Consider the following 18313-nt stretch of genomic DNA (forward strand, 5'->3'; position numbering starts at 1 on the left):
GTAGGAGTAGGAGTAGAAGTAGAAGTAGAAGTAGAGGTAAGAGAAGGAGTAGAAGCGGGAGTAAGTTTGCTGAGTTTACACGTAGCGGAAACTGAAAATTGAACAAAGATGACGGTTTTTTTGATTACCGAATGTTAATTTTTAGCAGATAATAGAAATGTAAGCGATTACGGTTTCTGAAAATGTACGTAAAAAGGGGAGAAAAACCATGAAAAAGGCAGTAGTCACATTAATGTCATTATCCATGATTTTCACAGCAACCGCTTGTTCTTCGGGTACTTCTAGTAACCAAAGTGGAGGAGCTACAACGGCGCCACCAACAACGACTCCTAGTGCAACTGTCAGTGCAAGTAAGGATCCAGTAAAGCTTCGCATGGCCTGGTGGGGCGGTCAAGCGCGCCACGATTATACGCTGAAAGTTATCGAAATGTATGAGAAATCACATCCGAACGTGAAAATTGAAGCTGAATATGCAGCTTTTGATGATTATTGGAAAAAGCTGGCTCCTCAGGCTGCTGCTAACCAACTGCCAGATATTATACAAATGGATATCTCGTATTTAACACAATACGGTGGAAGAAACCAATTGGCGGATTTGACGCCTTTTACGAAGAGTAAAATATTGAACGTGGACGATGTTAGTCCAAATGCAGTTTCAGGTGGTCAAGTAGGCGGGAAGCTTGTCGCTATGAACTTAGGGGTTAATGCTTTGACCAGCATCATGGATTTCGAGATGTTGAAAAAGGCTGGTATTACGCCTCCTGAAAAGAACTGGACATGGAATGATTTGGATGCAATTACGGCCAAAGCAAAAGCTGCGGGCAAAATCACGGGCGGCTTCCGGGATGACGTTTTCTTCCCCTATTACCTGCGTACACTTGGTCAAAAAATGTATAACGCAGAAGGCACAGCCCTTGGTTATAACGATGATAAGCTGTTTGTTGACTATTTCAATCGCTCCCAGAAATATTATGACGCTGGAAGTGTACTGGCGCTTGATAAAGCTGCTCAAAAGAAAGGCACACCAGAAGATGACGAGTTGACATTGGGTAATTCCATTTCATCCAATGGTTGGTCTAATCAATTCATTGGTCTAGCTACGGCATCTAAGCGTGAGCTTGTGCTTCAGCCAATGCCAGGTCCTGATGCAAACAAAGGGTTATTCTTGAAACCAAGTATGTACTGGTCCGTATCAAGCAGTTCCAAAGTACAAGAAGAAGCTGCTAAATTTATTGATTTCTGGATCAATGATATTGAAGCAAATAAAATTATTAAAGGCGAGCGCGGCGTACCTGTTGCTTCTAAAGTGAAAGAAGCTTTGAAACCGCTGTTAAGCCCGAATGAAATCAAAGTATTTGACTATGTCGCATGGGCTGAGAAAAACAGTGCGCCAATGGATCCTCCGAACCCAGTTGGTTCCATCGAAATCGAGAAGCTGCTTAAAGATACAGCTGAGAAAATCATGTACAAGAAAATAACGGTTCAAGAAGCGGCGGTCTCATTCCGTAAGGATGCAACAGCAATTTTGGACAAAAACAAAAAGTAATACGTGATTCTAGTAACAGGTACTCATAATCGGATACTTCCTTAAGTGTTCAGATTGTGGGTACTTGTTTTTGTTCTACCTCACTATCGCACAACAGCCGACTGCCTATAACGCAGCGGCGTCATTTTCGTCATTTGACGGAACACACGTCCGAATTGCACGAGGGAGCCGAAACCTACTTGCTCGGCGATCACGATGACTTTTAGCCTCGTCGTTGCCAGCAGCCTCTGAGCTTCTTGCACCCGAACGAGATTCACATATTCAACGAGTGAAAATCCGGTGATTTCTTTGAACATCCGACTTAAATAGGCGGGGCTGATTTCAAATTGTTCGGCAAGATCTTCCAGTCGCACCGGTTCATCGAAATGGGTGTTGATAAAACGTACGATGGTGGATATTTTCCGGTGTAAGGGCGAGACGTGTTCAGGTGAAGTGATAGGATGTATGCGAACGAAACGTGCTGTGAATAACAGCAATTCAATTAGAAAGTGTGTGATCGCGAAAGTTTGTCCAATATGGGGATCCTTCGCTTCATGAATTAATTTGCCAAGAATATCTTCGACGAGTCTTCGAGTAGGCAGATCCAATCGCAGAACAGGCGTAGCATGTGTGAAGGCATCTAGCAGGAATGGAGCCTCTTCTTTCGTGTGGTCCAATAGGCTATCGCTAAAATTAATGACAACTCGCGCATGACCTAGTTTATCCGAATCTGAGGTAGCGTGAAGCTCACGTCGATTAATGAGGACCAAATCTCCTGGGAGAATGAGATACGATCGATCACGGATAAAATACATGCGTTCTCCTTCGTATAAATAATACAGCTCGTACATATCATGCATATGCTGAGTCCTCTCGAAAGGGCCCGAACGATGAATATGCTGAATGTAAAAAGGGCCTTTATCTTCATTGCCGAAGGTAACGGTACGCGACATATAGGGCAACTCCTTATTTGGAAATGAGGTAACTGAAGTATATCATGAAATTAGTGAAAAATATGAATAGTTTTTACTTGAAATAGGAATAGATGAAGAGAAAACGCTCCATACTTGCGATAAAATGAAGCTATAGATTGATTAGCAAACGCTTGCACAAATAGGAGGAAATTTAATATGAACGCACTTATAGAGGCAGTACGCGCAGGACAAGTAAACGAGTTCTCATCCGATGTCATTAAAATTTATACATCTTCCCTAACGCAAGTGGGAGATACGACTCTGCTTATGGTACGTACAACAGAAGGTAAGCAACTAATCGTCGTAGGCTCAGGAGAATTGTTTGACCAACTGCAAGGTGAAGTTGTAGAAGGCGGTAAAGTAGCTCCTTTAACACATGCAAATCGACTGGTTATCAATCAATTTTTGCCTTATACAGCTCCTCAAGCCTTCGGTACACAAGTAGCGACTATGGGCTTAGGTGATCGACTTGGGATTGCAAGTCCTGGCCATATCCAAACGATCCGCGGCAAAGACATTCGTCCTGTTCTAGCGCAACAAAGTATTCGTGAGCTTGCTTTGACGGGCCGCACGTATGAGGATGTATTGGATGCAGCAGCTTATGCCGTTCTGCAAGAGGGCTACACAGATGGTTACGGCGCTGACGGCGACCACTTGAAGAAAGAAGAGGACATCGAGTACGCGTTGCGTCTTGGTTTTACGATGTTGACACTAGATTGCTCCGAGAATATCGACAACACGATTGAATCCATGAGCGAAGCAGAAATCGCGGCGAAATATGAGCAACTGCCTGCTAGCTTGCGCAGCCGCTATGAAGAGCGCTACCTTCAAACAGCACCCAATGTACCAGGAGCTACTCTTGCCTATACAGCAGAAGCTTTGAAGAAAGATGTATTGATCTATGATGCAGCTATTAATTTCATGGAAGCGATCTACCGCAAGTATATCGTTACACTTGATCGTGCAGTTGATTTCGAAATTTCCATCGATGAAACAGCGACGCCAACTTCCCCTGAGGCACACTATTTGGTAGCGAATGAGCTTCGTGATCGCGGCGTTGTGATTTTCAGCATGGCGCCACGCTTCTGCGGCGAATTCCAAAAAGGGATCGACTACATCGGAGATATCGCGCAATTTGAGCGTGAGCTAGCTAGTCATGCAKCGATTGCTGTTCATTTTGAATACAAGCTAAGCATTCATTCCGGCAGTGATAAATTCAGTGTGTTCCCATTGATCGGTCAATACACGAATGGCCTGTTCCATATCAAAACCGCGGGTACAAACTGGCTCGAAGCGGTACGTGTTGTAGCCAAAGTGAATCCTACACTTTATCGCCGCATGCACCAATATGCACTTGATCATTTTGTCGAAGCGACAGCTTACTACCATGTAACGACAGACATTAACGCTATCGCTCCACTTAGCGATGTAACCGATGCGCAGCTGCCTGATTACATGGAAGAAAATAATGCACGTCAATTGCTGCACATCACGTATGGTTTGCTTCTTCAAGCGAAGAATGAAGACGGAAGCCGCACGTTTGCGGATGAGTTCTTCCAAACTTTGGCGGATCAAGAAGATACCTTTGCAGAAGGACTTCGTCATCATATCGGCAGACACTTGGAATTGCTCGGTAAATAGTGAAGTGAAAAAAACGCCACTAACATCCCATTTAACGGGTGTTCGTGGCGTTTCTCATTTACCTAGGACAAGCCCTCGGTAGACTCTCCCATAGCATCATCTGCTCCAGGATAGTCCCTTGTAATACCTTCGTGCAGCTCACGATTCTCATAAGCAAAACGGTTGGTAGGGCGTTGATCCTCTCGCCAAGGGGTACTTTTCCCAAGGGATTCTGACAACATACTTGTGCCATAAGGCCCCTCGGGAAATTCCTCGGGGATCATGTCATTACGCTGTGATTCGACCGACTTGAGGTCTGTGTACGCAGCGAGGCGGTCTTCTGAGAGGAAGCCTAATCCCTCTACATTGTTGATGTGTGGTGACTTTTTACGCATGGATAAGCCTCCTTTTCAGGTTTTGCTTTTTCCAGTGTCCCCCGATAATCCCTTAAATATCCGTAAAATGTATGGATCCAATAATTTGGGATAAAAATTCGGTAAGCTCTTGAGCTTGTTCTTCGTTGATCTTGAATACATGCTCGAGGTAGCCTTCTTCGTTCAAATCATCTGGTCCAATCACTGCGCTGCGTCCCGATTGCAAATCGATGACCAGCTTCTTGCCGTAATAGCGGGTAGTGGTCATGATCGCGAGGTCAAAACGGTGTAAAGCATTGCCAACGAAACAGACAAAACGCGTTGTTGTTTCTTCTTGATGATCATATAAAAAGTCATAATCAGACATGAGGGCCCTCCATTCTCTTTCTAGTATGAACCTATTATAACCGATAAGGGTCTGGGGGCAAAACGGTTCTTGCGCCTAACTGACAAACATGGTATGATTTGGATATTAGAAAAAGGAAGCACCTTTTCTGTCCTGCGGGCAGAAGAGGTGCTTTTTCGTTTTTCTTAAACCTATTTCATATCAACGTCTGGAGGCATGGAAAGAGATGAACATTGTATTTCTGAACACGTTAGAGAAGAATTCAGGGGATCAGCAAGTGATTTCCGCACAGGTTTCGATTGTCGAAGAACAAGGGATTTGGAGTGTGTACTGGAGTGAACCTGACTTGACGGGTAAGCTGGAGCAAGACGAATGGTTCCAAGGAATAAGCTGGGATGAGATGCTTTTTGCGTTCCGTCAAGGCTTACGCGAGAAAATCAGAAGCGGCTTCCGTCCGTTGGTACACACAGAATTAGATCTTACGCAAGGACTTTCTGGTAAAGCGAAAATGACCCAAATGCTAACGTATTACTGCGAGGAGAATCCGAATGAAGAGGTGTTCGAATCACTGCGTGCATGGCGCCGTGAGCAGGCTGCACGTGAGAAGAAGGCACCATACATCCTTGCTACGAACCGTGTCCTACGGATGATTTCAGTGTTCCTGCCGCAGACCAGGGAAGAGCTTCAGCAAATTCCTGGGTTTGGCGAGCAGAAAACGGCGCAGTACGCCGATCAATTGCTTGGACGGATTGGCGAGTGCACGCGCACGAACGGATTTCCTTTAGATTGGGTTGCCAATTATGTGGATACGATGAAGTTTGAGGGTTGGCTGCTTGCTCAGAAGGAGCAGAAGCTGCGAATCGAGCTTGATCGTGAAGTCAGCAAACGCAAGCTGTTAGAAATCGTTGCTGGAGGCGGGAACTTGGCCGATCTTCAGGCGAATCTGACGATGCCGCGGAGAGAATTGCTGTTGTGGGTGGAAGATTTGGATCGTGAAGGCTACGATATGGATCCTCTCGTGGAAGCTGAACTTGCTTCGATTCCTGAGGAGGAGCAAATTAAAGCATGGAATGCGTATGAATCTGAAGGTGATCGCTATTTAAAGCCCGTTCTTAAGAGTCTCATCGGGACGGAAGAACTGAAGGGGAAAGAGTTAGACCGTGCCTATGAATGGCTGCGTTTGCTTCGGTTACGTTTTCGCAGAGAGAAGGAAAGAAATTCGATCCAAGCAGCTAGTTAATGTGCATTGACAAAGGCCTGTGGGATATGATTAAATGGTCAATAATCTAATATCCGTCAAAGCGATGACGAACATGGGTGAAGCCCGAAGTAGGAGAAATGCCGCTGCTGCAGAGAGTCGGTGGAAGGTGCGAACCGATGCAAGCATATTGTCCGAATTACAGTTCTGAGTTGGTGGAGGGAACATGCTCTATCGAGCACTAGTAGCTTACACCCGGCAAACTATTTGTCGTTAATTTTCTAAGTGAAAGAGAAGTGGCATGCCAGTAGGCGTGCAACCAATCTCTTTAATTAGGGTGGTACCGCGAGACAACCTTCTCGTCCCTTTGTGGGCGTTGAGGTTGTCTTTTTTGTATTCTTTTATAACTAATCGAATGGAGGGATCGTATGTTGTCATGGGAAAAGCTTACTGAGGAGCAGCAGCAACAAGTTGAGCATCAATGGGGTATCCTCAAACGCGGCGCAGCGGAAATCGTGCCGGAAGAAGCGCTGAAGATGAAGATTATGAAGGCGGTAGTGACAGGGACGCCGCTGAAAGTAAAGCTAGGATTGGATCCATCTGCACCGGATATCCACATTGGACATACGGTCGTCCTGCACAAGCTTCGTCAATTCCAAGACTTGGGACATGAGGTACAGCTGATTATTGGTGATTTCACGGGGCGCATCGGCGATCCGACAGGGAAATCCGAGACACGCAAACAGCTGTCGGAGGAAGACGTGAAGCATAACGCGCAAACGTATCAGACCCAGCTAGCCAAGGTATTGGATCTAAACAAAACATCCTTCTACTATAACTCCACATGGCTGGGTGAACTGCGCTTCGATGATGTGCTAAGACTTGCTGGTAAAGTGACGGTTGCTCGTATGCTGGAAAGAGATGACTTTGCCAAACGATATGCGGCGAATCAGCCGATACATGTGCACGAATTTTTCTACCCGCTTATGCAAGGCTACGACTCGGTTTCTTTAGAAAGTGATATTGAGCTCGGTGGAACCGATCAGACTTTTAATATTTTGATGGGGCGTACGCTTCAAGGGGCCTATGAGATCAAAGAGGGTCAGGTAGCGATCCTAATGCCTCTGCTAGAAGGGCTGGATGGCGTTCAGAAGATGAGCAAAAGCTTGCGCAACTACATCGGTATCGATGAGCAGCCGAATGACATTTTCGGCAAAACCATGTCCATCCCGGATACGCTCATGCTCAAATATTTCGAGTTAACGACAGGTTTGTCGAATGCCGAAATGGAAGAGCTGAGGCAAGGACTCGAAGCCGGTACGATCCATCCAAGAGATGCCAAGCTGAGGCTGGCGAAATTGTATGTTGAGATGTACCACGGTGTGGAAGCAGCTGAGGAGGCGGAGAAGCATTTTATTACTGTTTTTCAACAGCGCGCTTTGCCAGATGACATTGAGGAAGTAAATCTCGACAGTAGCCATCTGGAAGCAGGAAGCATGTCCATTATCAAGTTGTTAGTCAGCTTATCCTTGCAATCGTCGAATGGGGAAGCTAGACGGAGCGTGGAGCAAGGAGCTGTGAAAATCAACGAACAGAAGTTGACGGATATTCATGCGCAAATTACACCGGTGGATGGCGATATTCTGCAAGTCGGGAAACGGAAGTTTGTTAGAATCAAGCTATTGTAAGTTGAATGCCAAAAAGGGTGACTCCTCAGCAGATTTGCTACGTTTCTGCTTGAAGTCACCCTTTATCTATACATCGATCTGAGTCGATCATAGCCATTCTTTCTTACGGAACAGGACATACATGGCAATGCCGAGGACGCCCATAAAGGCGAGCACGATTTCATCCCCATGAGGGGTTAGGTGCAGCCCGAGAATATTATCGAAATTCATCCCGAAAACACCGGTAATGAAGGTCAAGGGCATGAAGATCGTTGTTAACGCGGTAAACACGCGCATGATATCATTGGCGCGGTTCGCGAGACTGGATTGATAAGCTTCTCGTAAGTTCCCCATCAGATCGCGCAGCGTATCGAACGTATCAACGATTTTGACGGCATTCTCATAAATGTCGCCGAAATACTTCTGGAGCTGATGATCGATCAATCGGAGCTCTTTTTTACCGAGCGTCCCAATGACGTCACGTTGAGGCGCAAGCACCTTTTTCAACCACAAAATTTCAGAACGAAGACCGATAATCTCATTCAAATGCGACTTCTTCGTCGCCATCAGAATATCTTCTTCMAGTTTCTCAATCTTGGCTTCAATTCGGTCACCGACCGCCACATAGTTATCGACGACGAGATCGACCAAATGATATAAGAATCGATCGGCACTGTTAACTTCTTCCTCCCAGAGGAAAGGTTTGAGTGCGCGCAGCTCATTAATTTTTTGTCGTGTTACCGTAATGATCACATGTTTGCTTAGAAATAGATTAAGTGYGCGTAAGAAAATTTCTTCATCATCGAACCGAATACTATTAATGACTATGAAATAATGAGAATCATAAAATTCAATCTTAGGACGCTGTTCTTCCTCACTAAGGCAATCTTCTACGGCCAAATCGTGCAAATGGAAAAGAGGCTGAAGTAATTCCAAATCCTCTATTCCCGCATCAATCCAATAGAAGCCTTGGCTTGGAGGTGTAAGCGCAGCAGTAACATCATCAACTAACGTAAAAATACCATTTTGAACCAACCGTGTTTTCATCTGCCCACCCCTTTGAATGGAATCAGCCGGTTAGTACATCTAGAAGAGCAATGCCCTGGATGATGGATTAACCGACTTCATTCCTACACTTTGAAATTGTTTATTCGCCTTGCAGGTTCTACTCCTCGGTTCTCCGTCCAAGCGTATGCCCTCCTTTTCCGTCCGTGTCGAATACTTGTCTAGTATACCTGTTCATATACCCTGTTTCAAGCCAAAAAGTTTGATGCAATAAGGGGAATTGTCGATAAGTTAGCTTATGGAGAATAGGCAAAGTCTGTGCCAAAAAAATAAACCGCCAAAACTTACTTGGCGGCATTTAAAATCTTATTTTTGACGTCTGTGTACATTTGAATGATCTCAGGACCGCCGCGCTTCATCAGATCATCTTCACTCTCAGCACCATAAACGAGATGAAGCTGTGAGACAGCGATTTCGGCTTGTTCAAGTGTAGGTTTGTCGGTTTCAATAAAGGCAAAATAACGATGTAAGGAGGCGAATGCAGAGAAATTATCCGATGTTTGGGTTGACATTATAGCCCTCATTTCTTCAAAAATTCTTATTCGTTTAGAAACATCTGCTATGAAACGCTAATCCTTAGTAATAACCTTAAGTACCTAAACTTAAACAGTTTACCACAATACAAATTGTATCATTTTAATGATAGCTTGGCTACAACTACTAATTTTTTTAGGATCACTGACATGTACAAGTCTAACCATCTTGACTTTCGTTAATTTTATAGTATGRTAATGCTAATCGCATACGTTACGTTTTCTTATCAAGAGTAGGTGGAGGGACTAGCCCTATGACACCCGGCAACCGACAAACCTTTGCAAAAAGGGGAGCACGGTGCTAATTCTTGCGGAAACGCTGTTTACAGCGAATCTGGGAGATAAGAGAAGGACATTGACTTTGATTTTTCATGGCCTTTCTCTGATTCCAGGGAAGGTCATTTTTGCATTTCACATAAATTTTTCAACTAAACCTAAATTAATGAAGAGGAGTGAACAGGATGCCGATCAAGATTCCTGACAACCTGCCTGCCAAAGAAATTTTAAACCAAGAGAATATCTTCACCATGGACGAATCTGTCGCGTATCACCAGGATATACGTCCACTTCGCATTGCCCTGCTTAACTTAATGCCGACCAAAGAAACGACGGAGACGCAGCTGTTGCGCTTGATCGGGAACACGCCACTGCAAGTGGAGTTCGTGTTGCTACATCCGAAAACTCACACTTCCAAAAATACGTCCCTCGAACATTTAGATATGTTTTACAAAACGTTTGATGATATCAAAGACGATAAGCTGGATGGTATGATTATTACGGGTGCGCCCGTAGAACAAATGGATTTCGAAGACGTGAATTATTGKGAAGAGCTAACCCAAATTCTTGAATGGAGCAAGCGGAATGTGACTTCCACGCTGCATATTTGTTGGGCGGCTCAAGCAGGTTTATACCATCATTTCGGCGTACGCAAATATGCGCTAGAGAAGAAGGCATTTGGCGTATTCCCACATACGGTAAGTGTTCCGAACACGAAGCTGTTGCGCGGCTTTGATGAAGTGTTCAATGTTCCGCAATCACGTCACACTGATATTAATCGTGAAGATATTGAGCGATGTCCAGATTTAGAAATTTTATCAGAGTCCGATGAGTCTGGTGTATATATCGTCGCAACGCGCGATGGTAAGCATATTTTCGTGACAGGACATTCGGAATATGATGCTTGTTCCTTGAAATGGGAGTATGACCGCGATGTGGCCAAAGGGCTGCCGATTGATATTCCGAACAATTATTACCCGAATAACGATCCGAGTAGACTGCCTTACAACACTTGGAGAGCCCATGCGAATTTGCTGTTCTCGAACTGGCTGAACTATTATGTATATCAAGAAACACCTTTTGAGTTGACGGTAAACATAAATGAAAGCTTGGCAAGCTCGCAATTGTAAAATCGAACCCATACCCTGAGGAGGAAATTCTCTTGTTGAAAATCGAAAGTCGTCTCGCTCAAATTGGCTCTATTGAAGAACCTGTTACAGGTGCTGTTAGCTTTCCTATTTATCAATCAACTGCGTTTCGCCACCCTAAGCTGGGACAGAGCACTGGATTTGATTATGCGCGGACGAAAAGTCCAACGCGTAAAGTACTAGAAGACGCTATTGCTCAGCTCGAGTCCGGAGATGCAGGCTTTGCATGTTCCTCAGGAATGGCGGCATTGCAAACGATTTTCGCCTATTTCAGCCAAGGTGATCATTTGATTGTTTCCTTGGATTTATATGGTGGTACGTATCGTCTATTGGAAAGAATCATGTCCCGTTTCGGTGTAACGGCTACGTATGTAGATACGAATGATTTGGATGCACTAGAAGGTGCGTATCAGTCCAATACGAAGGGTCTTGTTATTGAAACACCAACGAACCCATTGATGATGATCACAGATCTTGAGCTTGTATGTACATGGGCCCGTAAAAAGGGCATCGTCTCCATCGTCGATAACACGCTGCTTACGCCTTATCTACAACGTCCAATTGAGCTTGGGGCCGATATCGTCATCCATAGCGCGACGAAATATTTGGGCGGACATAACGACGTATTAGCGGGTCTGATTGTTACAAAAGGGAAAGAGCTTTCGGAGCAAATGGCTATTCTCCATAACTCCATTGGAGCTGTGCTTGGACCGCAAGACAGCTGGCTTCTGATGAGAGGGATGAAAACCCTCGCGTTGCGTATGGAGCGTCATGAGCAGAATGCTACGGCGATTGCGAATTTCTTGCTCCAGCACAAGTTGATTTCAGACGTATACTATCCAGCGCTTGAATCACACCCTGGCTATGCGATTCAAAATAAACAATCCAGCGGCAATACAGGGATATTCTCCTTCAAGGTGAAGGATGCTCGCTTAATTGAACCAATTCTTCGGCATATTAAGCTCATTGCATTCGCAGAAAGCTTAGGCGGGGTTGAATCCTTGATGACCTACCCAGCTGTACAAACACATGCGGACATTCCGCTAGAAATTAGAGAGCAAATTGGTGTCGATGACCGTCTGCTTCGTTTCTCTGTTGGGATCGAGCATATTGATGATTTGATCGCGGATTTGTCGAACGCCCTAGATGCAGCACATGCCGAGTTGGAAGGAGCTTCACAATTATGAGCCATTCTTCTTCGGATAAAGAGAAACGTAAAGCACACGGCAAATTTGCCACAAGACTGATCCATTTTGGGGCTGAAATTGATGAGGCAACAGGGGCATCCAGCGTGCCTCTGTATCAGGCTTCAACCTTTCATCAGGCTGATTTGGAAGCAAACCAAGAATACGACTACACTCGCTCTGGTAACCCGACGCGTCAAGCATTAGAGGATTACATCGCATTATTAGAAGGCGGTACGCGTGGATTTGCGTTCGCCTCAGGGATGGCAGCCATCTCTTCTGCATTGATGTTGTTGTCGCAAGGAGATCATGTCATCTGTACGGAAGACGTGTACGGCGGTACCTATCGTTTGCTGACTACGATTATGAATCGCATGGGTGTGGAATCTACGTTTGTAGATATGACGAACATCGCTGAGGTGAGAGCARCACTACGTTCTAATACGAGAGCTGTATTCATTGAAACGCCTTCAAATCCAACGCTTCGTATTACGGATATTGGTGAGATTGCTGCTTTTGCGAAGGAGCATGACCTGCTTACGATGTTGGATAATACCTTCATGACACCTTATCATCAACGTCCAATTGAGCTAGGCATTGACATCGTACTGCATAGTGCAACGAAATTTCTTGGCGGGCACAGTGATGTGTTAGCAGGGCTAGCTGTTGTAGCGAATGACAGCCTTGGTCGTCGAATGAAGCAAATTCAAAATGGCATGGGGAACGTGCTCGGCATTCAAGATTCATGGCTGCTCATTCGCGGTATGAAAACGTTGCAAGCCCGTATGGAAATGTCTGAGAAGGGTGCTCGCAGATTAGCACAATGGCTGACTGAGCAACCGGATATCGACGTGGTCTACTACCCAGGTCTGCCTAACCACCCAGGTAGAGAAATTCATGAGAAGCAATCGCTTGGCTATGGTGCTGTCGTCTCATTTGACGTTGGCTCTGGCGAGAAAGCGAAGAAGTTGCTAAGTAAAGTTAAAATCCCGCTCGTAGCTGTGAGCTTGGGTGCTGTAGAGAGTATCTTGTCCTATCCGGCCATGATGTCTCATGCTGCTATGCCGAAGGAAGTTCGCTTACTGCGCGGCATTACGGATGGTCTCGTGAGATATTCGGTGGGACTAGAAGATATCGAAGATATCATCGAAGATTTGGAACAAGCTCTGCGCGGTTAAGCACCGTGGTATTCAGAAATTATTCATATTTGCATAGGAATAACGACTGGAAAAAGCAGCCCCGTGCTGCTTTTTTGGCATGAGTATGGTACGATAAATGGATACGAGCCTTCAGAAAGTAAAGGAGTGAGTAGTAATGAAACCGATCGATCGCATTTTAAATAAAGCACAAGCAGGCGGGCGAATTGATGTAGAAGAATGCATTACGCTGTTCGAATCCGATCAAATAGAGAAAATTGGCGACACCGCTAATCAGATTATGAAAAAATGGCACCCAGATCCGATCACGACTTTTGTGATTGGGCGGAATATTAACTACACGAACATCTGTGATGTGTATTGCCGATTCTGTGCTTTCTACCGTCCACCAGGTTCCGCGGAAGGGTATGTACTGCCGGATGAAACGATTTTCCAGAAGATTCAAGAGACCTTGGATGTTGACGGAACTGAGATTCTTATGCAAGGCGGTACGAATCCGAATCTACCATTCAGCTACTATACGAATATTTTAAAAGAAATTAAGAAGCGCTTCGATATAACGATGCACTCCTTTTCGCCCGCTGAAATTATGAAAATGAAGGATGTTTCCGGCGGTTTATCGCTGGAGGAAATCGTTCGTCAATTGCATGAAGCGGGACTTGATTCGTTGCCAGGTGGCGGAGCAGAAATTCTTGATGACCGCACGCGTCGCAAGATCTCCAAGTTGAAAGGCTCTTGGCGCGATTGGATGGATGTCATGCAGACGGCTCACAAGCTCGGCATGCATACGACGGGTACAATGGTAATTGGCTTCGGCGAATCCATGGAAGAGCGGGCTCTGCATATGCTACGTATCCGCGATGCGCAAGACGATGTACTGCTGCAGAAGCTGAACACACCAGGTTTTCTGGCATTCATTCCGTGGACGTTCCAACCGGACAACACGAATATGAAGGCGGAGAAAGTTACGCCTGAAGAGTACTTGAAAACGTTGGCGATCAGCCGCATCATGCTGGACAACGTGCCGAACTTCCAATCCTCATGGGTCACCATGGGACCTGAGGTTGGCAAGCAGACGCTGAGCTATGGCTGTAACGACTTCGGCAGCACCATGATCGAAGAGAACGTTGTATCCGCGGCGGGCACCACGCACAAGGTTAACGTGTCCTCGACGCTGGACATCATCCGTCAAGCAGGCAAAATCCCAGCGCAGCGGAATACGAAGTATCAGATTCTGCGCGTGTTTGACGACGAGAATGTGAAGATTGATCGTGATTTTGTGATGCAGAACTAAAATGTGCTGAACCATGAGCGACAACGCTTATCTATTACAAACCCACTGGTGGGATTTGTAGGGATAAGCGTTTTTTTGTCTTCGAGGTCAACAGCCCCGAGATAGTCGATGAACCGACTAACTCCGTTACACCCAACGTCTACAAGATGAAATTGCTCGAAATCATCAAAGTTTTTACCAGTTTTTTCACCATTTTAAGTATAAATTAAGCTAAGTTTCAGGTAACCGTAGGTCAATAAGAGTACAATGGGGGGACACCACAAATTCGAGATTGAAGATCGGAGTGATTTTTGTGAAACTGCTCAAAAGCTTTGTACAAGGATTTCTTTATGCTTTCGTCTCTATCGGTGTTCTCCCCTTCCTTCTTGTGAAGGCTTTGATCGAGCTGTAAATCGCCTCCTTACTTTCGAGAGGGGCAGCCGTGTGCTGCTCCTTTTTTGCATTTTCCCTTCTTACGCAAATGGCAAATTGTTCGTTGTATATCTCCCTCGCATCGACCATATACTCTTAAGAGGAGGATGCATAGATGGAAGGAGTGAGCACATGGAACTGTTTGCAATTGCCCTAATCAATGTCGAGGAATCCTATGTACGTTCGCTAAGCGCACAGGTGAAGCAAGCGCTGCAGCATTTACATATCGCCCAAAATGGTTTGACGGMTACCTACATTTGGTGTGAAACACGTGCTTTTATTTATGTGGAAGCGGAAGCAGGAAGTGTGATCCACGATCCACATATTCATGAGGTTCAAGTACGAGCTTGCGTAGCTGAAGTGTTGGCGAGCCACATTGTAGCGGACAAGGAATCCAGCATTTTACGTAACTTGATCACCAAGGATTTTAAATATGAAAAGCAGTCAGACATCGAGGCCATAGAAGGTTACTGTAAGCAATCCTTGATCCAAGAGAGTGAGCTGGAAGGGTTGCCGCTGATGAATAGCAGCCCAAGTCGGCTTCGTCGTATTGGGCTGCTTAAGGAACAGATAAACGCATTGCTCGAGGAGAACCCGCAGATTAGCTTAGATGGCTTCCTCAAATTCCGCATTCAGGAGTATAGGGAAGAACTAAGGGAAATTGCCGAATATGCGATTGATGAGTTTATGATGGACCGCCAGTATCAGGAATTTATTTCGCTTCTACAATATTTCGTGTACATTCAAGAGGCCAAAATACCTGCAGCGCATCTCATTCACAAAGGCGGCCATGAGTTCGTCATTCTGAATGATCGGATGGAACCCATTGATGCGAATGAATTTGATGCCAGCTTTCGAATGGAGATGTTGGAGAAGGACATCAATTTCGAGGATATGATCGTGAGCACTCTGATCACTGTCTCTCCCGCCAACATTTATATTCATACACGGGATCCCGAATTAACGATTATTAAGACGATAGGACAAATCTTCGAAGACCGTACATCGGTGTGCAGTTATTGCCGTACGTGCGACCTTTATCTCGGAGATGCCAAAAAGCAGGATCAACTATCCCCTTGACCTTGTCCCTCTCGCCATTTATAATAGTGATCGAAGGCGTTAGTATCAAAGACAAGAACTTTCTGTATGAACTGCTCAGAGAGAGGAGACCAGGCTGCAATCTCCTTCAGCGAATCGGATTGTTTACCCCTTTGTAGCCGTATTGTGGAATTCGACCTGACTTGCAGGTGCGATACTATACAGTACCGGAATCATTCCCGTTAACGAATGCTGATGAGGATTCGACTTTCCCTTGGGTTAGAGCGAATCGAACTAGGGTGGAACCACGAGCTGAGCGCACTCGTCCCTTTATGGGATGAAGTGTGCTTTTTTGCGTTCATTTTTAAGTTTATGTATTAAACTTGCTTTGCATGAACCAAGATAAACGCGTATGTCCAACAGGACAATGTAGCCGTTTATTCCGGTTCAATTCACTATTCACTTACACAATTAGGAGGCAGGAAAGATGGTTGTACAAGTAAAATTACCAGATGGCGCAGTGAGAGAGTATGCAGTAGGGACCACAATTGAGCAAGTAGCGGAATCCATTTCATCCGGTCTGAAGAAAAATGCAGTGGGTGGTAAAGTAAACGGGAAATCCGTAGATTTATCCTTCGCTTTGAATCATGATGCTGATGTTGAAATCTTAACACTGGATAGCGAAGCAGGACTAGAAATGTACCGTCATAGCACAGCGCATTTGATGGCACAAGCGATCAAGCGTATTTATGGCAATAAAGCAGTTAAGCTAGGAATCGGTCCTGTGATTGAGGATGGCTTCTACTATGATATCGATTTGGAAACACCGCTGAACCCTGAAGATTTGATCAAAATCGAGAAGGAAATGGAGCGCATCTCAAACGAAAATTTGGCGATTACCCGACGTATTGTATCCCGTGAGGAAGCAATTCGTATTTTCACCGAGATGGAAGACCCATTCAAGCTTGAATTGATCCGTGATCTACCGGAAGATTCCGTTCTTACGATCTATGATCAAGGGGAATTCTTTGACCTCTGCCGCGGACCTCATTTGCCGTCAACAGGACGCATTAAAGCGTTCAAATTGTTGAGTGTTGCTGGTGCTTACTGGCGTGGAGATGCAAAAAATAAAATGCTGCAACGCATCTACGGGACTGCGTTCCCTAAGAAAGCGCAATTGGATGAGCATTTGCACTTGCTTGAAGAGGCGAAGAAGCGTGACCACCGTAAACTAGGTCGTGAGCTTAAAATGTTCGCATTCTCACGAGAAGTTGGTCAAGGCCTACCACTTTGGTTGCCAAATGGCGCGAAGCTAAGACGTACAATGGAGCGCTATATCGTTGATTTGGAAGAACGTCTAGGCTACCAACACGTGTATACACCTGTACTTGCTAACGTTGAGCTTTACAAAACTTCTGGACATTGGGAACACTACCAAGAAGACATGTTCCCGAAAATGATCATGGACAATGAAGAGCTTGTCCTTCGTCCAATGAACTGTCCGCACCATATGATGGTGTACAAGAGTGACATGCGCAGTTACCGTGATTTGCCGGTTCGTATCGCTGAACTTGGCACGATGCACCGTTATGAGATGTCAGGTGCTTTGACTGGTTTGCACCGCGTTCGTGCAATGACATTGAATGACGCTCATATCTTCTGCCGTTTGGATCAAATTAAAGAAGAGTTCTCCCGCGTTGTTACATTGATCCGTCAAGTGTACGCAGATTTCGGAATTACTGATTACCGTTTCCGTCTATCTTACCGTGACCCGAAAGACACGGAGAAATATTTCCAAGACGATCAAATGTGGGAAACTTCCCAGCGTATGCTGCGTGAAGTAGTTGAAGAACTAGGCTTGCCATTCTATGAAGCAGAAGGCGAAGCGGCGTTCTACGGTCCTAAACTAGACGTTCAAATCAAGACTGCGCTCAAGAAGGAAGAGACGCTTTCGACTGCGCAAATCGACTTCCTATTGCCTGAACGCTTCCAACTTGAATACACAGGGGAAGATRGTCAGAAACACCGCCCAGTCGTAATCCATAGAGGAATCATCTCCACAATGGAGCGTATGACAGCCTTCTTGCTTGAGAATTTCGCTGGCGCGTTGCCAACATGGTTAATGCCAACCCAAGCTAAGGTTATTCCGGTTTCACCTGCGTTCGAAGAGTTCTCCAATCAAGTTACGGAGAAACTGAGAGAAGCTGGTATTCGTGTTGAAGCGGACAATCGTAATGAGAAGCTAGGGTATAAGATCAGGGAAGCGCAGCTGGAGAAAATTCCGTTCATGCTTGTCGTAGGCGAAAATGAAGTGAAGAATGAAAGTTTGTCCATCCGTAAACGCGGTCAAGGGGATCTAGGTACACAGCCGATTAATGAAGTCATCAACATGATTCAAGAAGAAATTAAAAACAAACTGTAACTCCCATTTGTTCCTATTAAGAAGCAGAGAAGTGCTAGTCACTTCTCTGCTTTTTTGCGTTCTCAAAAATCCTTTTCGATG

General features: G+C 45.3%; 15 protein-coding genes, 1 riboswitch and 1 other annotated feature. Of the genes, 10 read left to right on the forward strand and 5 right to left on the reverse strand.

Annotated features, from left to right (window positions below):
- Positions 1 to 208 precede the first annotated feature (208 nt).
- Positions 209 to 1546, forward strand: a complete 1338-nt coding sequence (locus tag AC1DLM_RS18705; protein WP_477570809.1) for an ABC transporter substrate-binding protein — start codon at positions 209 to 211, stop codon at positions 1544 to 1546.
- Positions 1547 to 1629: 83 nt separating this feature from the next.
- On the opposite strand, the gene AC1DLM_RS18710 is transcribed toward AC1DLM_RS18705, so the two are convergent.
- Positions 1630 to 2478 carry an AraC family transcriptional regulator gene (locus tag AC1DLM_RS18710; RefSeq protein WP_477570810.1) on the reverse strand — a complete coding sequence of 283 codons (849 nt, stop codon included), beginning with the start codon at positions 2476 to 2478 and terminating at the stop codon, positions 1630 to 1632.
- A 177-nt stretch (positions 2479 to 2655) separates the two neighbouring features.
- Here AC1DLM_RS18710 and AC1DLM_RS18715 point away from each other — a divergent pair, with 177 nt between their 5' ends.
- Positions 2656 to 4140 (forward strand): tagaturonate epimerase family protein, encoded by a 1485-nt coding sequence (locus AC1DLM_RS18715; protein ID WP_477570811.1) that lies wholly within the window; start codon positions 2656 to 2658, stop codon positions 4138 to 4140.
- Positions 4141 to 4202: 62 nt separating this feature from the next.
- Here AC1DLM_RS18715 and AC1DLM_RS18720 read toward each other — a convergent pair whose 3' ends face one another.
- Positions 4203 to 4514 carry a hypothetical protein gene (locus tag AC1DLM_RS18720; RefSeq protein ID WP_441991090.1) on the reverse strand — a complete coding sequence of 104 codons (312 nt, stop codon included), beginning with the start codon at positions 4512 to 4514 and terminating at the stop codon, positions 4203 to 4205.
- Positions 4515 to 4566: 52 nt separating this feature from the next.
- On the reverse strand, positions 4567 to 4860 hold the full coding sequence (locus tag AC1DLM_RS18725) for a DUF3055 domain-containing protein (protein ID WP_056609472.1): 294 nt from the start codon (positions 4858 to 4860) through the stop codon (positions 4567 to 4569).
- Positions 4861 to 5065: 205 nt separating this feature from the next.
- Here AC1DLM_RS18725 and AC1DLM_RS18730 point away from each other — a divergent pair, with 205 nt between their 5' ends.
- Entirely contained in the window at positions 5066 to 6079 is a 1014-nt protein-coding gene (locus AC1DLM_RS18730; RefSeq protein ID WP_477570812.1) for an HRDC domain-containing protein, read from the forward strand.
- Between the two features lie 65 nt (positions 6080 to 6144).
- Positions 6145 to 6407: a binding site (T-box leader), on the forward strand.
- 61 nt (positions 6408 to 6468) lie between these two features.
- Positions 6469 to 7725 carry a tyrosine--tRNA ligase gene (gene tyrS / locus AC1DLM_RS18735; protein WP_441991144.1) on the forward strand — a complete coding sequence of 419 codons (1257 nt, stop codon included), beginning with the start codon at positions 6469 to 6471 and terminating at the stop codon, positions 7723 to 7725.
- Positions 7726 to 7812: 87 nt separating this feature from the next.
- Here tyrS and corA read toward each other — a convergent pair whose 3' ends face one another.
- The gene (corA, locus tag AC1DLM_RS18740; protein ID WP_477570813.1) at positions 7813 to 8751 is read right to left on the reverse strand and encodes a magnesium/cobalt transporter CorA; all 939 of its coding nucleotides are present in this window, start codon (positions 8749 to 8751) and stop codon (positions 7813 to 7815) included.
- Between the two features lie 302 nt (positions 8752 to 9053).
- Positions 9054 to 9281: a hypothetical protein gene (locus tag AC1DLM_RS18745; protein WP_171630034.1), complete on the reverse strand. Its 228-nt coding sequence runs from the start codon at positions 9279 to 9281 to the stop codon at positions 9054 to 9056.
- A 242-nt stretch (positions 9282 to 9523) separates the two neighbouring features.
- Positions 9524 to 9650, forward strand: a riboswitch (SAM riboswitch).
- A gap of 113 nt (positions 9651 to 9763) precedes the next feature.
- Here AC1DLM_RS18745 and metA point away from each other — a divergent pair.
- The 6 genes from metA to thrS all read left to right on the forward strand — a co-directional run bounded on the left by metA (position 9764) and on the right by thrS (position 18232).
- Complete coding sequence (gene metA / locus AC1DLM_RS18750) at positions 9764 to 10708, forward strand: homoserine O-acetyltransferase MetA (RefSeq protein WP_477570814.1); 945 nt, start codon at positions 9764 to 9766, stop codon at positions 10706 to 10708.
- A 35-nt stretch (positions 10709 to 10743) separates the two neighbouring features.
- Complete coding sequence (locus AC1DLM_RS18755) at positions 10744 to 11913, forward strand: aminotransferase class I/II-fold pyridoxal phosphate-dependent enzyme (protein WP_441991145.1); 1170 nt, start codon at positions 10744 to 10746, stop codon at positions 11911 to 11913.
- Positions 11910 to 13088: a trans-sulfuration enzyme family protein gene (locus AC1DLM_RS18760; protein WP_477570815.1), complete on the forward strand. Its 1179-nt coding sequence runs from the start codon at positions 11910 to 11912 to the stop codon at positions 13086 to 13088. The genes AC1DLM_RS18755 and AC1DLM_RS18760 overlap by 4 nt, the downstream gene beginning before the upstream one ends.
- A 136-nt stretch (positions 13089 to 13224) precedes the next feature.
- The gene (mqnC, locus tag AC1DLM_RS18765) at positions 13225 to 14361 is read left to right on the forward strand and encodes a cyclic dehypoxanthinyl futalosine synthase (protein WP_056609487.1); all 1137 of its coding nucleotides are present in this window, start codon (positions 13225 to 13227) and stop codon (positions 14359 to 14361) included.
- A gap of 543 nt (positions 14362 to 14904) precedes the next feature.
- Positions 14905 to 15852 (forward strand): putative sporulation protein YtxC, encoded by a 948-nt coding sequence (locus tag AC1DLM_RS18770; RefSeq protein ID WP_477570816.1) that lies wholly within the window; start codon positions 14905 to 14907, stop codon positions 15850 to 15852.
- Positions 15853 to 16297: 445 nt separating this feature from the next.
- The gene (gene thrS / locus AC1DLM_RS18775) at positions 16298 to 18232 is read left to right on the forward strand and encodes a threonine--tRNA ligase (protein ID WP_477570817.1); all 1935 of its coding nucleotides are present in this window, start codon (positions 16298 to 16300) and stop codon (positions 18230 to 18232) included.
- The last annotated feature ends 81 nt before the right edge of the window (positions 18233 to 18313 follow it).

This window comes from Paenibacillus sp. 01T442 (assembly GCF_056398345.1).

What these genes read in the sequence shown, in the direction of transcription:
- AC1DLM_RS18730 (WP_477570812.1), top strand. Translation starts at nt 5,066, where the DNA reads ATGAACATTGTATTTCTGAACACGTTAGAGAAGAATTCAGGGGATCAG.
- mqnC (WP_056609487.1), top strand. Translation starts at nt 13,225, where the DNA reads ATGAAACCGATCGATCGCATTTTAAATAAAGCACAAGCAGGCGGGCGA.
- AC1DLM_RS18710 (WP_477570810.1), bottom strand. Translation starts at nt 2,478, where the DNA reads ATGTCGCGTACCGTTACCTTCGGCAATGAAGATAAAGGCCCTTTTTAC.
- AC1DLM_RS18745 (WP_171630034.1), bottom strand. Translation starts at nt 9,281, where the DNA reads ATGTCAACCCAAACATCGGATAATTTCTCTGCATTCGCCTCCTTACAT.
- AC1DLM_RS18725 (WP_056609472.1), bottom strand. Translation starts at nt 4,860, where the DNA reads ATGTCTGATTATGACTTTTTATATGATCATCAAGAAGAAACAACAACG.
- AC1DLM_RS18720 (WP_441991090.1), bottom strand. Translation starts at nt 4,514, where the DNA reads ATGCGTAAAAAGTCACCACACATCAACAATGTAGAGGGATTAGGCTTC.
- AC1DLM_RS18705 (WP_477570809.1), top strand. Translation starts at nt 209, where the DNA reads ATGAAAAAGGCAGTAGTCACATTAATGTCATTATCCATGATTTTCACA.